The organism is Gordonia sp. N1V (assembly GCF_029269935.1).
GTDB lineage: Bacteria > Actinomycetota > Actinomycetes > Mycobacteriales > Mycobacteriaceae > Gordonia > Gordonia polyisoprenivorans.
In genome coordinates this window covers 63,084-78,454 of record NZ_JARJDD010000006.1, presented here as the reverse complement: position 1 = coordinate 78,454, position 15,371 = coordinate 63,084, and the positions used below count along the sequence as shown (strand labels likewise).

Below are 15,371 nucleotides of genomic sequence, written 5' to 3'. Positions count from 1 at the left end.
TGCACTTTTCCGTCCAGGCCCCCTGCATGCCCCCGGGCGATGACCCGACAGCCGATTTGCCCCCGCCCCGTACTCTGGACCGAGTGAGTATCGACCTCTCCGAATCCTCAGCGACCTCGCCGAATGCCGGTGTGGGCGGCGACGCCGTGCGTCGCTATCAGGTTCGCACGTACGGCTGCCAGATGAACGTCCACGACTCCGAGCGGATCTCGGGTCTGCTCGAGGAGGCGGGCTATATACCTGCCGACTCCGACGACGACGCCGACCTCGTGGTTTTCAACACGTGCGCGATCCGTGAGAACGCCGACAACAAGCTCTACGGCAATCTGTCGCATCTGGCACCGGTGAAGGCCGCTCGGCCGGGTATGCAGATCGCCGTGGGCGGTTGTCTGGCGCAGAAGGACAAGGACGCGGTCTTGGGTCGGGCGCCCTGGGTCGACGTCGTCTTCGGCACCCACAACATCGGGTCGTTGCCGGTGCTGCTCGAACGCGCACGACACAACGAGACCGCCCAGGTCGAGATCCGCGACTCCCTCGAAGCATTTCCCTCCACGCTGCCGGCCAAACGCGAATCCGCTTATGCCGGTTGGGTTTCGGTGTCGGTGGGCTGTAACAATACCTGCACGTTCTGCATTGTTCCGTCGTTGCGCGGCAAGGAGGTCGATCGCCGGCCCGGCGATGTGCTCGCCGAGGTGACGGCTCTCGTCGATGCAGGTGTGCTCGAGGTGACCCTGCTCGGGCAGAACGTCAACGCCTACGGCATGTCCTTCGCCGACCCGGGCACCCCGCGTAACCGCGGTGCGTTCGCCGAACTGCTGCGTGCCTGTGGTGACATCGACGGGCTCGAACGTGTGCGGTTCACCTCGCCCCATCCGGCGGAGTTCACCGACGACGTCATCGAGGCGATGGCTCAGACGCCGAATGTATGCCCGCAGCTGCACATGCCGCTGCAGTCCGGGTCGGACCGGATCCTGAAGTCGATGCGACGCAGCTATCGGCGGACCCGCTTCTTGGGCATCCTCGACAAGGTGCGCGCGGCGATGCCGCACGCCGCCATCACCACCGACATCATCGTCGGCTTCCCCGGCGAGACCGAGGAGGACTTCGCCCAGACCCTCGAGGTGGTCGAACAGGCCCGCTTCGCCAGCGCGTTCACCTTCCAGTACTCGCCGCGACCGGGAACACCCGCGGCCACGATGGACGACCAGGTGCCGCCTGCGGTGGTCTCCGAGCGGTACCGGCGACTGATCGAACTCCAGGAGCGGATCTGTCTGTCGGAGAACCGGGCGATCATCGGCCGGCAGGTCGAGTTGCTCGTGGTCGCCGACGAGGGTCGCAAGAGCGCACACTCGCACCGCATGACCGGTCGCGCGCGAGACGGCCGGCTGGTCCATTTCCGTCCCGGGGATCTCGCCGCGCCGATCCGTCCCGGTGACATCGTGACCACCGAGGTCACCGAGGCGGCGCCGCACCACCTCATCGCCGACGCAGGGGTGGCCGGGCATCGGCGCACCCGAGCCGGTGACGCGCACGAACAGAGCCGGACCCCGACGACCCCGCCGGTCGGTGTCGGCCTCGGCATCCCCGGCATCGGTCCCGCGCCGGTGGTCGCGGACGACAGCGGCTGTGGTGCCGGGGCCTGCGGGGCCGGCACCACCGCACCCGGTTCCGCGGGTCCCGGGCGCGTGATGGCGACGGCAGGACAGTGAGGGACGACGACGTGAGTATCGAGGGCCAGAACCCGAAAGATCCCGACCACCGCGACGGCGACGACGCCGCGAGTGCGGCCGACACCGATGCGGCGGCCACGCGTGAGCGACGAGAGAACCTGCGGGGGGACAAGGCGCTGTCGGAACTTCTCGGTCGCGACGTCCGGCGGCCGGCGGGATCGTCGGAGAGTCTCGCCGATCTGGCAGCCTACGAGAACGACCTGCGCAAGGCCGAACGCAAGGTGGCCGGTGAGATCGATCCGGGTGCGCGCGCCATCGTGGTGGCGGTCGCGGTGCTACTGGCAATGGTGTCGCTGGTGTTGCCGCACACCGGGTCGGCCAGCGGGATCGACGTCCTGACGATGTCGGCGAATGCGGTGACCGAACGGGTGGCGGTGACCTCCCGGGTCTTCGTCTACCTGCTGTTGATCTTCGGGATCGGCGCATCGATGCTCGCACTGCTCACCCGGCGCTGGATCATCGCGTGGGTCGCATTGTGCGGATCGGCGGTCGCATGCGTGGCCGGGTTGCTGGCCTGGTGGACCCGCAACACCCCGGGCGTGGGCGGGATCGAGCCGCCGTCCGGCGTCGGAATCGGGCTGATCCTCGGCTGGATCGCGGTCTTCGTGCTCACTTTCCACTGGGCGCGGGTCGTGTGGGCACGCAGCACCTATCACCTCGCCATCGCCGAGCAGCGCCGGGTGGAGGCCGCCAAACGCGAGGAGGCGACCCGTCGCATCCGCGGGCGGACCGACTTCCGGCCACCGACCGGCGGGGACTCCGGGGCCTGACCGGCAGGGACTCCGGGGCCTGACCGGCGGGGACTCCGGGGCCTGACCGGCCGGGACCGCGAGCGGGCTCAGCGCTCGTCGATCGCCGTCTGGGCGGCCTGTGCCCACTCGTGCCACTGCGCCGCCTGCTCGCGCAGCTTGGCTGCGTCCCGTGCCTTGCCGCGCTCCTCGGCCTTGCGGGCCTGCTCTTCCAATTGCGCTGCGCGGTCGGCGAATTGGGCGGCACGTGCCTGCGCCTCCGGATCGGTGCGCTGCCATTGTGCGTCCTCGGCGTCGCGAATCCGCTTCTCCAGAGCTCGTGCCCGGCTCTCGAGGCTGTGCATCTGCTCCCGAGGAACCTTGCCGATCTCGTCCCACTTGTCCCGGAAGGCCCGGAACTCGCGGCGGGCCGCCTCGAGGTCGGCCGCGGGATCGATGGCGGCCTCGGCGGTGGCGAGCAACTCGAGTTTTGCCTGACCGTTGGCGGCGAACTCGGCGTCGCGTTCGGAGGCGGTCGCATTGCGTGCGGCGAAGAACACGTCCTGCGCCGCCTTGAACCGCTGCCACAGGGCTTCGTCGGCGTCGCGCGGGGCGCGGCCCGCGGCTTTCCATTCGCCCAGCAACTCCCGGAAGCGGGCCGAGGTGGGACCCCAGTCGGTCGACGACGACAATTCCTCGGCCTGCGCGATCAGCTCCTCCTTGCGTGCCTTGGCGCCGGCACGCACCCGGTCGAGCTCGGCGAAATGAGCGCCCCGGCGTCGGTTGAACGCGTCGCGAGCCTTCGCGTACCGCTTCCACAGCACATCGTCGGTTTTGCGGTCGATCCCCTTGATCGACTTCCATTCGTCGAGGATCGCGCGCAGCCGGTCTCCCGACGTCTTCCACTGGGTGGACTCCGCGCCGATGGTCTCGGCCTCGGCGGCCAGTTCTTCCTTGCGGGCGATCGCGGCGGCGCGGGTGGCCTCCCGCTCGGCCTTGAGTGAGTCAGCGACCTCGTCGGCGGTGCCGACGATCGCCGACAACCGCGCGGCGAGCGCATCGACGTCACCGATCACCGCGGCGTCGGGGAGGGTCTCCAACAGATGCTTGGCCGCGGCCTGTGCCTTGCGCGGATCGCCGGAACGCGCGGCGAGGCGTTCCTCGAGGATCTCGACCTCGGTGGCCAGGTCGTCGAACCGGCGACCGAAGTGCTCGAGCCCGTCCTCGACGGACCCGGCCTGCCACGATCCGATCTGCCGCTCGCCTGACGAGGTCTTCAGCCACACGACGCCGTCGGCGTCGATCCGTCCGAACCGGTGGGGATCGGTATGTGGCAACGGGTTCGGGGTGACGACCGGGATCGGGGCGGACGCTGCCGGCCCCGGTTGGGGGCGGGGCCGCGGGCCGGGGCGGGGGCCCGGGCGCGGACCGGGTTTGGGGATCGGGGGCCGGGCTGCCGGTCCCGTGGTGGGTTCGGTGGTGTCGGTGTCGCCGCCGGTGGCCTCGTGCCCGCCGGTTTCCGGTGTCGCGTCTGGTCCGCTCATGTGCAGGTGCCCCTTCCCGCCTTGTGGTGCCGCGCGTCACGGCTGCCGTTTCACTTCGATCCCCGGCCGCGTTGGCCGCCGGGCTGGAGTCCATTCAAGCAGCTCAGAGTTCATCGCGTGTGGGCTGCGGAACAATGGGTACCGCTCGTCGCCCGATCGGCGGGGTCGGGCCGCGAACGCCCGCCCGGGGTGCCCACGGTGGCGCTGCGCCGTCGACTAGCGTCGAGCACGTGTTCAGCTGCGCGGTATTCGTCCCGAGTGCGCCCCTGCTGGTACCCGAACTCGCCGGTCCCGACGCCGTCGACACGCGGCCGGTACGTGAGGCGACGCGTTCGGCGGTGCGGGCGCTGGCGGCCTCGGCCACCCGATGGGTTGCCCTCGGCGCCGACGACGCGCCGGCCGTTCCGGCGAGCGGGCCCGCCGCAGCCGTGCTCACCGACCGGCCGCGATGCGGCACCGATGTGGCCGTCACCGGGACCTTTGCGCGCTTCGGTGTCGACCTACCGGTGACCCTGGATCCCGCCGTGGAGGAGGCTTGCGCGCAGGCCGACGCCGAGCCGGTGCGACCGCGATTGCCGCTGTCGATGCTGATCGCCGCCTGGCTGCGGGAACAGGCGGGCGCCGACCGCGTGACGCCGGTGGTGCTCGACCCGTCGGCGAGCCCCGCACAGTGCGCGGCGGTGGGGGACGAGATTGCGGCGGCGCTGTCGGCGGTGTCCGAACCGGTGGGTCTGCTCGTGGTGGGCGACGGCGCGACCGCGTTGTCCCCGAAGGCTCCGGGCGGTGGCGAACGCGCATCGGCGGTGCGGTTGCAGAAGCGGATCGACACCGCCCTCGAATGTGGGGATCTGGAAACTCTGGCCGACCTCGACGCGCAGGAGTGCGATGCCGAGGGTGTCGGTGGACGAGTCGCCTGGCAGGTCGCAGCGGCGGTGGCCCGGGCGTCGCGCGCGCACACCGATGTGGACCCCGCCCGGTTGGACCCCGCCCGGTTGGACACCGCCCGGTTGGACACCGCCCGGTTGGACACCGAATGCCTGTATGCCGCAGCACCGTTCGGCGTGGGGTACGTCGTCGCTCGCTGGACCCCGCTCCCAGCCGGACCCCGAACAGGAGCCGATTATGACCGGCGGTGACATCGGGGCGCCCGTTCCGGTTGCGGTGGTGGGTCCCACGGCGGTCGGCAAATCCGATCTCGCGCTCGATCTCGCCGAGGCCCTCGACGGGGAGATCGTGAACATCGACGCGATGCAGCAGTACCGCGGAATGGACATCGGCACCGCGAAACTCACCCTCGCACAGCGTCGTGGTATCACCCATCACCAGATCGACGTCCTCGACGTGACCGAGATCGCCACGGTCGCGCGATACCAGGCCGCGGCCACGCGCGACATCGAGGAGCTGCTCGCGGCCGGCCGGACCCCGGTGATCGTCGGCGGATCGATGCTCTACATCCAGGGACTGCTCGACGACTGGAAGTTTCCGGCGACCGACCCGCAGGTGCGTGCGCGCTATGAGGAGATGCTGGCGCAGATCGGCGTCGCCGCCCTACATCGCAGGCTCGCCGAGGTCGACCCCGCCGCGGCCGAATCGATCCTCGACACCGACGGCCGCCGGATCGTCCGGGCACTCGAGGTCGTCGAACTCACCGGAGAGCCGTTCGCCGCGTCGGCTCCCAAGATCGGTGAAGCGCGCTGGGGTACAAGGATTCTCGCTCTCGACAGAGAAACCGCTGACCTCGACGAGCGGATTGCCGCGCGCACCGCGGAGATGTTCGCCAACGGCCTGGTCGACGAGGTGGCCAGGCTGGCCGAGAACGGGCTGCGTGAGGGGCGCACCGCGCGCCGGGCGATCGGATACGCCCAGACCCTGGCCGCCCTCGACGGCGAGTACGACCTCGACCGGGCCGTCGAGCTGACCGTCATCGGCACCCGGCGCTATGTTCGCCGGCAACGTTCCTGGTTCCGACGTGATCATCGGATCGTGTGGCTCGACGCCGCGGCCACCGACCTCACCGATCGGGCACTGGCTACCCTGGACCGGTGACGACCAGCGCCTCGACCACCGCCGCCGAATCGAAGAGTGGCCTGCCGTTCGTGAAGGGCCACGGCACCCAGAACGACTTCGTCATCCTCACCGATCCCGCGGTCGAGATCGCGCTGGGTGCCGATCTCGTCGCCGCACTGTGCGATCGGCAACGTGGTATCGGCTCCGACGGACTGTTGCGGGTCGCGCGATCGGGTGCGCTGGTCGCGGCGGGGGTGCTCGAGGCCCTGCCGGACCGGGTGAACCCCGACGACTGGTTCATGGACTATCGCAACGCCGACGGCTCGATCGCCGAGATGTGCGGCAACGGGGTCCGTGTCTTCGCCCATCATCTGCGCGCGTCGGGACTCGTGGGCACCGACGAATTCACCGTGGGTTCGCGCGCCGGCGCGCGACCGGTCGTCGTGCACTCCTTCGACCGACTGCGCGCCGACGTCAGTGTGCAGATGGGCCCGGCGAGCGTCGGGGAGCCCTCGACGGTCCGCATCGGCGACGATCTGTACCCCGGGGTGGCCGTCGACGTCGGCAACCCGCACCTGGCCTGTGTGGTTCCCGAACTCGATGCCGACGGCCTGGCCGCCGTCGACTTCTCCCGGGGTGTCGTGATCGACCCCGAGGTCTTCGCCCACGGAGCCAACGTCGAACTGCTGACCGTCCCGGAGGCCGTCGACGGACGGCTGTACGCCCGGATGCGGGTGTTCGAACGTGGGGTCGGCGAAACCCGAAGCTGTGGAACGGGTTTGGTCGCCGCAGCGGCGGCCGCACTACGTCATCGGGGTGAGCGGGTCGGGGAGTTGGTGATCGACGTGCCGGGCGGGCGGGTCGAGGTGCGCATCCTCGCCGACGATGCGTGGCTGCGCGGCCCGTCGGAACTGGTCGCCGACGGCGCGTTGCGCGCAGGGTGGGACGGATCCTGACACGACCGGCGAACGCTTCCGCCGACAGCCGGGGGCGCCGACAGCCGGGCGGAACGGTCCGGGCCGTGGAGTCGTCGCCGGGCGCCGCGAAATATTCGTGTGCGCTGCATCGTTGCCGCATGCGACCATGGAAGGCGTATGAGCAACACGACACACACCGCATATCCCATCCCGACCCCTGATCTCGCCGAGGACACCGGTATCCCCGAGGACACCGGAGTCACCGACGACCAGGGCATCACCGGGAGTTACCGGACCGACGAGCCGACCACCGGTGAACTCCAACTGTCCGAGCGTGCCTCGCTGCAGCGCGTGGCCGGTCTGTCGACCGAACTCACCGACATCACCGAGGTCGAGTACCGGCAGCTCCGACTCGAACGCGTCGTGCTGGTCGGCGTCTGGACCGAGGGCACCTCGGCGCAGGCGCGGGCGGCGATGACCGAGCTCGCCGCACTGGCCGAGACCGCCGGGTCGGCGGTTCTCGACGCCGTCATCCAACGACGCAATGCCCCCGACCCCGGCACCTACATCGGGTCGGGCAAGGCCGAGGAACTGCGCGAGATCGTGCTGGCCACCGGCGCCGACACCGTCATCTGCGACGGTGAGCTCACCCCCGGTCAGCTCACCGCGCTGGAGAAGGTCGTCAAGGTCAAGGTCATCGACCGGACCGCATTGATCCTCGACATCTTCGCCCAGCACGCCACCTCCCGCGAGGGCAAGGCACAGGTGTCGCTGGCCCAGATGGAGTACATGATGCCCCGCCTGCGTGGTTGGGGTGAGTCGATGTCCCGGCAGGCCGGTGGCCGTGCCGGCAGCAACGGTGGTGTCGGCCTGCGCGGACCCGGTGAGACCAAGATCGAGACCGATCGTCGCCGGATTCGCGAACGCATGGCCAAGTTGCGGCGCGAGATCCGGGACATGAAGAAGGCGCGCGTGACCAAGCGATCGGCTCGCAGCCGCAGCGCGGTGCCGTCGCTGACGGTCGCCGGCTACACCAATGCCGGGAAGTCGTCGCTGGTCAACGCGATGACGGGCTCGGGCATGCTGGTGCAGGACGCCCTGTTCGCGACCTTGGACCCGACGACCCGCCGGGCCACGCTCGACGACGGTCGCGAGGTGGTCTTCACCGACACCGTCGGCTTCGTCCGCCACCTGCCGACCCAACTCGTCGAAGCCTTCCGCTCCACCCTCGAGGAGGTCGTCGACGCCGACCTGCTGTTGCACGTCGTCGACGGCAGCGACGAATTCCCCGCCGAGCAGATCGCCGCGGTCCGCCGGGTGATCAACGAGGTCGTCGCCGAGGAGGGGGTGTCCGCGCCGCCGGAACTGTTGGTGATCAACAAGATCGACGCGATCGACCACACCCGGATGACAGAGTTGCGGGCGATGGCCCCCGACGCGGTGTTCGTCTCGGCGCGCACCGGTGAGGGGTTGCCGGCGCTGTTCGATCGGGTACGGGAATTCGTCGGCCGGACCGATGTCGAACTGACCCTCGCCGTGCCCTACACCCGGGGTGACCTGATCTCCCGCATCCACGAGGAGGGGGAGGTGCTCGCGAGCGACCACACCGCAGACGGCACCCGCATGACGGTACGGGTGCCGCAGGCCTTCGCCGGGCAGCTCGCCGACCTCGTGGTCACCCGGTCCTGACCGTCACCGGTGCCGATCGAGTGCTGCTGATCGCGGGTCGGTCTAGACCGCCTCGGGTGTGGGTGTCGGTTCGCGCAACCCGCTCGACAGGGCCAGCGCGAGGACCGGGATGCAGCCGAGCACGACGAACACGGCCTGCGTGCCCCACCGGTCGGCGACGATGCCCAACAACGGCATGAACAGACCGCCGGCACTGACCGCGAGTCCCAGGGTGACACCGGCCGCGGTGCCGGGGCGGTTGGGCAGATAGTCCTGGCCCAGCTTCACCAGCACGGCGAACGGGATGTTGGTCACCAGGCCGACCACGAAGACCAGGGGCAGGGCCGCGATCTGATGGCCGCACGCGAGCATGGCGAACAAGGCGGGGATCAGCGCGATGTTGCCGATCTGCACGGTGCGCACCATCCCGACGCGGTCGCCGAGCCGGCCGCCGGCCAGCGTGCCGAACACCCCGCCCACCAATTGCAGCGTGAGGGCAAGTCCCGCAATCGAACTCGATGCACCGAGGTATCGGATCCAATACAGCGCGATAAAGGTGTTGACGCCGAAGGAGATCGTCGAGCGGACCACTTCGACGGCGGTCAAGGTGCCGAACATGCCCCAGCGGTCGACTCCGCCGCGGGTGATCCGCGCGGCGGGATGTACCACCGTTCGGCGTTGATGGCGCCAGAGGATGTATCCCATCACCACCGCCGGGCCGATGAACACCGCGGTCGCACCGACACCCCACGCATCGAGTGCCGGGGTGGCCAGGGCGGGCGCCAGGAAGAAGCCGACGCTGCCGCCGGCGGCGAACAGGCTCATCGCGCTCGCGCTGTCGCCCGCGGCGCTCCGGGCGTCGCGCCCGGCGGGTGGATGGAACATCGCCACACCGAAGCCGGAGATCAGCAGCAGCATCCAGACCAGGGCATACGAGCCCGCGAGACCGGCGAGTCCGGCACCCAGCCCGGCCACGACCATTCCGACCGGCGACATCCACCGCAGCCGATGGCGGTCGGCCAGTAGCCCGACGAGGACCTGTGGCAGTGCACTGCCGAGCGTCGCGGCAAGCGCGAGACCCGAGGCGCCGACGTAGGAGTAGTGCCGCTCCAGCACGAAGAACGGCACGGCGGCCGGTACCAGGCCCTGATAGAAGTCGTCGACCGCATGGGCGGTGGCCCAGATCCGCATGCGCTGCCATGACGACCCGGCGGGTCGGCGAGATCCCGGCGGAGTCGACTCGACGGCGGTGTCCTCGATGCTCATGGTTCCATCGTGGTTCGTCGCCGTGGTGCAGTCTTCCGATATTCTGTCGGTTCATGTCGGAAAACAGCCAGCACGAGGATGTGGTGACCCAGTCGTCGTCACGTGCGGCAGGGGAGATCGTCGAACGCCATCGGCACACCGACGACCAGCTCATCTACGTCAGTCGCGGGGTGATCGCCGTTGCCACCGATGAAGGGGGATGGGTGGCGTCGTCGAATCGCGCGGTGTGGATTCCCGCCGAGACCTGGCACCAGCACCGATTCCACGGGTTCAGCCGGTTTCACACCGTGGGTTTCGCCGCCGTCGAACGAGTCCTCGACGCGGACGGCCCCGCGGTGATCTCGGTGACGCCGTTGGTGCGGGAGCTGGTGATCGCGGCCGCGGAGGACGTCCGCGGAGCCGACGAACTGTCCCGGATCCTCGCCGTGCTGCGCGATCAGTTGCGCCGCGTGCCCCAGGAGCCGGTCTCGTTGCCCACACCCCGCGACGATCGCCTCGCACGTGCGTGCGACCTGGTGCTCGCCGACCTCTCGGTGCCTCGCCCGCTGGGTGACCTCGCGGCGGCCGCGGGGGCAGGCGAACGCACGCTTGCGCGACTGTTCCACGACGAGATGGGGATGACATATCCGCAGTGGCGCACCAACATCCGGGTGTATCAGGCGATGATCGCGCTCGCCGAGGGGCGCTCGATCACCGCGACCGCGCACGACTGCGGGTGGGCCACCCCGAGTGCCTTCATCTCGGCCTTCCGACAGGTGACCGGCCGGACCCCGCGCGCCTACCAGATCGAGACGGTCCCGGTGCGTTCCTGACCGGTCGGGGTTCTCCACCGCCGGAATCCCTCGGTCGCAATCCCTGTGGGACAAGAGTTTCGGCCACAACGCCATCGGCCACCGACCCGCTGGGTCGGTGGCCGATGCTCGTCGGGGTCCGGTTACCCGGTCACTCGGCGTCGAGGTCGGTGGCGACCAACTTGGCGATCGCGTCGACGGTGGCCGGGTCCTCGGCGGTCACGACCACGTTGGTGCCCTTCTCGGCGCCGAGCGTCATGATCATCAGCGCCGATCCGGCGTCGACCGGCTCGCCGCCCTCGACGGCCAGGGTGATCAGGCAGCCGGCGTCGGCTGCGGCCTCGGCGATGATCGTCGCGGGGCGGGCGTGCAGTCCGACGGCGGAGCCGACGGCGACGGTGGTGCTGGGCATGATGGATTCTCCTTGACCTGTTCGGATGGCATGTACGCGGATGGGATGTACGCGGATGGGATCGAATCGGATGGGATCGGTGGTGAGGGACGGACCGTTCGCGGGCGGGATCTTCGATTGTGCCCGCGGCGGTCGGTCGAGGTGGGCGAACCGCGCCATCAGGCGGGGACGGCCTCCCGCGGGGTGGTCGCGACGGCGGTGCGGTCACGGTTGCGGCCCCACTGCTTGGCGGCGATGACGCACAGCGCGGAGAGAACGGTGCCCGCGGCGAGAGCGACGAGGAACCACCACCAGGCGTTCATGGCGAAGAAGACGAACACACCGCCGTGCGGGGCGCGCAGTTCGACACCGAGCGCCATGATCAGCGCGCCGGACAGAGCGCCACCGGCCATCATCGACGGGATCACCCGCAGCGGATCGGTCGCGGCGAACGGGATGGCACCCTCGGAAATGAACGAGGCGCCGAGAAGCCAAGCGGCCTTGCCGTTCTCACGCTCGGGTTCGGTGAACAGCTGCGGACGCAGGACCGTGGACGCCAGGGCCATCGCCAGCGGCGGGACCATGCCGGCACACATGACCGCGGCCATGATCTCCAGCTGCGCCGAGCCGCCGACAGCGAGGCCGGTGGTGGCGAACAGGTAGGCCGCCTTGTTCACCGGGCCGCCGAGGTCGAAGCACATCATCAGGCCCAGCACGATGCCCAGGATGATCGCCGAGCCACCGGTCATGCTGCTGAGGCCGTTGTTCATCTCGGTGGTGAGCCACGCCAGCGGCCTGCCGAGGAACATGAACATCACCGCACCGATGACAAGGCTGCCGAAGAGCGGGATGATCACCACCGGCATCAGGCCACGCGCCCACTGCGGCAACGGAAGTCGCGAGATCGCCAGGCAGACGACGCCGGCCGCGAGGCCGCCGATCAGGCCGCCGATGAAGCTGGCGCCGACGGCCACCGACACCAGGCCGGCGACGAAGCCGGGCGCGATACCGGGCCGGTCGGCGATCGCGAACGAGATGTAGCCGGCCAACGCCGGGACCAGCATGCTCATCGCCAGGGAACCGATCGCGAAGCTCACCGCGCCCAGGTAGGTGCCGAGTCCTCCTGCCGGGAGATTCCAGAGAGTGTTGTGCAGCGCGATGTAGGCACCGTCGCTCATCGTCTTGTCGATGTTCTTGTTGGCGATCTGGTAGCCGGCCAGCAGGAATCCGAGAGCGATCAGCAGACCGCCCGCAGCGACGAACGGGATCATGTAGCTGACGCCGGTCATCAGGGCCTGCTGAACCTGCTTGCCCAGGCTGAGCCCACCCTTCTCCGTGGCAGCGGCGCCGGCACTGTCGCCGTCGCCGGCGCGCACCACCGCCGCGTGCGGATTCTCCGCTGCCGCAAGCGCTTCGGCGATCATCGCGTCGGGTTCGTTGATGGCGCGCTTGACGCCGGACTCGATGACCGGCTTGCCGTGGAACCGGCTCTTGCCCTTGACGCCGACGTCGGTGGCGAAGATGACGGCGTCGGCGCCGGCGATGACGTCCGGGGTGAACGGGGTGGTTCCCGAGGACCCCTGGGGCTCGACGTGGAAGTCGACACCGGCGCGCTCGGCGGCGTACTTCAGCGCGTCGGCGGCCATGTAGGTGTGGGCGATCCCGGTGGGGCACGCGGTGATCGCGACGATCGACATCGGCTTGTCGCTCGTCGGTGCGGCCGGGGTCGATGAGTCGACCGGCGCGGTCTTCTGGGTGGTCACCGTGTCGGTGGCCACCTTCTGCGGTGCCGCCTTCTCGGTGCTCGCGGCCGCGGTGGTGCTCGAGCCGGCCGCGGGCGGATTGATCGCACCGTCGACGAGGTCGACGATCTCGTCGTCGGTGCGCGCTGCCCGCAGCGAGGCGACGAAGTCGGGACGGACCAGCGCACGAGCGAGCGAGCTGAGCAGCTTCATGTGCTCGGAGGCACCGCCCTCGGGGGCGGCGATGAGGAAGACGATGTCGGCCGGACCGTCGGGGGCGCCGAAGTCGACCTTCTTCGACAGCCGCGCCATCGCCAGGCTCGCCTGCGACACCGATGCGGCGCGGGCGTGCGGGATGGCGATTCCGCCGGGTAGACCGGTGGCGGACTTGGCCTCTCGGGCGAGCGCGGCGCGCGCGAGGTCGGCGGGATCGCTGGTGCGACCGGCTTCGCCGAGGTTCTCGGCGAGGTGATTGATCACCGCCGACGGGTCGTCGCCTGCGTCGACGTCGAGATTCACCGTGGCTGCGGTGATGATCTGCTCGGACATGGGTTTCCTTACTGGTGTGTCGCTGGTTGGGTGCTGATGGTGGATCTGGTTCTGGAGTTGTTCGGGGTCACGGGTTGTTTGTCATGGGGTTGGGGCGGCTCCGGCGAGATCGGTGATCACGACACGGTCGGGATCGAGGTGGTCGGGGCGGGGAGGCTGGGTGCCGGCGAGTGCGGCCGCCGCGGCACCATAGGCGACCGCGCTGCGCAACCGTCCGGGCTCGTCGGCGCCCCGGGTTTCGGCGATCAGGTAACCGGCCAGCGAGGAGTCGCCTGCGCCGACGGTGCTGCGCGGGACGATCGGCGGCGGCGTGGCGAACCAGCTGCCGGACTCGGTGGTCAGCAGTGCGCCGGCCGCACCGAGGGTGGCCAGCACGGCGCCGCCGATGCGGTGCGCCATGTCGGCCGACGCCGAGACGATGGGCGACAGATCGCCCTCGGCGGCGGCGTGACGCAGGATCTCCGGATCGGCACCGCTGACCTCGGCGAGTTCATACTCGTTCGGCTTGATCAGGTCGACGCGTCCGGTCACCGCTGCCGTCAGGGGAGCACCCGAGGTGTCGATGGCGACGCGGTGTCCGCGCGCGATGAGCTGGTCGGCGAGTACGCGATACCAGTCGTCGGCGACACCCGGTGGCAGCGATCCGCACAGGGCCACCCAGTCGGCACCGGCCGCGCGGGCCAAGACGAGGTCGGTCAACGCACGCACCTGACGGTCGTCGAGGAACTGGCCGGAGGCGTTGATCTTGGTCGTGGTGCCGTCGGGTTCGGCGATGGTGATGTTCGACCGCACCTCGCCGGGCACGGCGAGGGCCTCGTGGCGAAGTCCGACCTGGTCCAACGCGGTCAGCAGCGGATCGCCGTTGCGCGCCGGTAGGACCGCGAGGGTGGTCAGACCCGCCTCGGCGATGACGCGGGAAACGTTGACGCCCTTGCCTCCCGGCTCGGCGCGGACACCGACGGTGCGTTGCACCTCCCCGCGCTGGAGGGGGCCGGCGATCTCCAGGGTGCGATCGAGACTCGGGTTGGCGGTGACGGTGAGGATCATGCGATCACGACCTCGATGCCGCGGGCGGAGAGCACCGCGGAGAAGGTGGGATCGATACCGGCGTCGGTGATGAGGACATCGACGTCGTCGAGGTCGGCGAAACCGGCGAAGTCCTCGCGATTCATCTTCGAGGAGTCGGCGAGCACGATCACGCGTTGCGCCGAGCGCACCAGCGCCGACTTCACCGCCGCCTCGTCGGGGTCCGGCGTGGACAGTCCAAGACCCTCGCTGACCCCGTTGGTGCCGATGAAGGCGACCGTGGAGCGAAACTGCCGCAGTCGGGACACGGTGTCGGCGCCGACTGCCGCCTGCGTCAGACTGCGAACTCGCCCTCCCACCAGATGCAGTGTGGCGCTGGGATGTTCGGCAAGAAGCGTGGCCAGGGGCAGGCTGCTGGTGACCACGCTCAGGCGTCGGTCGGTGGGGATGTTGAGTGCGGCCTGGTAGGTGGTGGTGCCGGCGTCGAGCGCGAGCGAGCCGCCGTCGGGCGGCAGGAAACGCATCGCCGCACGGCCGATCGCCACCTTCTGATCGGCATGGCTGGCCTCGCGCTCGCCGATGCCCTGCTCGTCGACGATCTGGACCAGGCCGGGCCGAACCGCGCCACCGTGTACGCGCTGCAGATGGCCGGCGCGTTCCAGGCTCGCCAGATCGCGTCGCACCGTCTCGCTGGTGACCTCGAAGCGCTCGGCGAGCGCGCTCACCGAGGCGCGGCCCTTCGAGCGGACCAGCTCGGCGATCGCCTGCTGTCGTTCTTCCGCGTACACGTCTCTCCGATCTCTTTCCGACCACCGACCCCATGTGGGTTTCTGTGGGACCCGGTGTTGATATATCTGTGTTTACGCCTGTTTGTGTTGACAAGTCAAGGATTTCTTGTAACTTCGATCACAAGAGGTGGTGACGTACCGGTGTTTCACATCCATCGGACGCCTGGTCGGATCACACAGAACGACCGCGTGACCAGTACGACCCGCATCACCGCAACGCCCGC

Annotated in this window: 13 protein-coding genes; 7 read left to right on the top strand and 6 right to left on the bottom strand. The window is 69.6% G+C overall.

Annotated elements, in window-relative coordinates; genetic code table 11:
• Window positions 1–83 precede the first annotated feature (83 nt).
• Together miaB and P3L18_RS09975 are read left to right on the top strand one after the other, a co-directional pair.
• The gene (miaB, locus tag P3L18_RS09980; RefSeq protein ID WP_079929525.1) at window positions 84–1,709 is read left to right on the top strand and encodes a tRNA (N6-isopentenyl adenosine(37)-C2)-methylthiotransferase MiaB; all 1,626 of its coding nucleotides are present in this window, start codon (window positions 84–86) and stop codon (window positions 1,707–1,709) included.
• An 11-nt stretch (window positions 1,710–1,720) separates the two neighbouring features.
• Window positions 1,721–2,500, top strand: coding sequence for a hypothetical protein (locus P3L18_RS09975; RefSeq protein ID WP_006371425.1), 780 nt, complete (start codon window positions 1,721–1,723; stop codon window positions 2,498–2,500).
• Between the two features lie 68 nt (window positions 2,501–2,568).
• Here the strand turns inward: P3L18_RS09975 and P3L18_RS09970 are convergent, their stop codons facing one another.
• Complete coding sequence (locus P3L18_RS09970) at window positions 2,569–4,002, bottom strand: DUF349 domain-containing protein (protein ID WP_276113995.1); 1,434 nt, start codon at window positions 4,000–4,002, stop codon at window positions 2,569–2,571.
• A gap of 230 nt (window positions 4,003–4,232) precedes the next feature.
• Here P3L18_RS09970 and P3L18_RS09965 point away from each other — a divergent pair, with 230 nt between their 5' ends.
• From P3L18_RS09965 to hflX, 4 genes are all read left to right on the top strand, one after another.
• Window positions 4,233–5,138, top strand: a complete 906-nt coding sequence (locus P3L18_RS09965) for a hypothetical protein (protein WP_276113994.1) — start codon at window positions 4,233–4,235, stop codon at window positions 5,136–5,138.
• Window positions 5,125–6,048 carry a tRNA (adenosine(37)-N6)-dimethylallyltransferase MiaA gene (miaA, locus tag P3L18_RS09960; protein WP_014359822.1) on the top strand — a complete coding sequence of 308 codons (924 nt, stop codon included), beginning with the start codon at window positions 5,125–5,127 and terminating at the stop codon, window positions 6,046–6,048. Before P3L18_RS09965 ends, miaA begins: the two co-directional genes overlap by 14 nt.
• Window positions 6,045–6,965 carry a diaminopimelate epimerase gene (dapF, locus tag P3L18_RS09955; protein ID WP_014359823.1) on the top strand — a complete coding sequence of 307 codons (921 nt, stop codon included), beginning with the start codon at window positions 6,045–6,047 and terminating at the stop codon, window positions 6,963–6,965. Before miaA ends, dapF begins: the two co-directional genes overlap by 4 nt.
• A gap of 138 nt (window positions 6,966–7,103) precedes the next feature.
• Window positions 7,104–8,615: a GTPase HflX gene (gene hflX / locus P3L18_RS09950; RefSeq protein ID WP_079929529.1), complete on the top strand. Its 1,512-nt coding sequence runs from the start codon at window positions 7,104–7,106 to the stop codon at window positions 8,613–8,615.
• 42 nt (window positions 8,616–8,657) lie between these two features.
• Here hflX and P3L18_RS09945 read toward each other — a convergent pair whose 3' ends face one another.
• The gene (locus P3L18_RS09945) at window positions 8,658–9,860 is read right to left on the bottom strand and encodes an MFS transporter (RefSeq protein WP_346348426.1); all 1,203 of its coding nucleotides are present in this window, start codon (window positions 9,858–9,860) and stop codon (window positions 8,658–8,660) included.
• Between the two features lie 53 nt (window positions 9,861–9,913).
• Between P3L18_RS09945 and P3L18_RS09940 the strand changes: the two genes are divergently transcribed.
• Window positions 9,914–10,672 carry a helix-turn-helix transcriptional regulator gene (locus P3L18_RS09940; RefSeq protein ID WP_079932221.1) on the top strand — a complete coding sequence of 253 codons (759 nt, stop codon included), beginning with the start codon at window positions 9,914–9,916 and terminating at the stop codon, window positions 10,670–10,672.
• A gap of 130 nt (window positions 10,673–10,802) precedes the next feature.
• On the opposite strand, the gene P3L18_RS09935 is transcribed toward P3L18_RS09940, so the two are convergent.
• The 4 genes from P3L18_RS09935 to P3L18_RS09920 all read right to left on the bottom strand — a co-directional run bounded on the left by P3L18_RS09935 (window position 10,803) and on the right by P3L18_RS09920 (window position 15,147).
• Window positions 10,803–11,063: an HPr family phosphocarrier protein gene (locus tag P3L18_RS09935; protein WP_276113993.1), complete on the bottom strand. Its 261-nt coding sequence runs from the start codon at window positions 11,061–11,063 to the stop codon at window positions 10,803–10,805.
• Window positions 11,064–11,221: 158 nt separating this feature from the next.
• Window positions 11,222–13,333: a fructose-specific PTS transporter subunit EIIC gene (locus P3L18_RS09930; protein ID WP_276113992.1), complete on the bottom strand. Its 2,112-nt coding sequence runs from the start codon at window positions 13,331–13,333 to the stop codon at window positions 11,222–11,224.
• Window positions 13,334–13,414: 81 nt separating this feature from the next.
• Window positions 13,415–14,380, bottom strand: coding sequence for a 1-phosphofructokinase family hexose kinase (locus P3L18_RS09925; RefSeq protein WP_006371170.1), 966 nt, complete (start codon window positions 14,378–14,380; stop codon window positions 13,415–13,417).
• Window positions 14,377–15,147: a DeoR/GlpR family DNA-binding transcription regulator gene (locus tag P3L18_RS09920; RefSeq protein WP_006371169.1), complete on the bottom strand. Its 771-nt coding sequence runs from the start codon at window positions 15,145–15,147 to the stop codon at window positions 14,377–14,379. Before P3L18_RS09920 ends, P3L18_RS09925 begins: the two co-directional genes overlap by 4 nt.
• Between the last annotated feature and the right edge of the window lie 224 nt (window positions 15,148–15,371).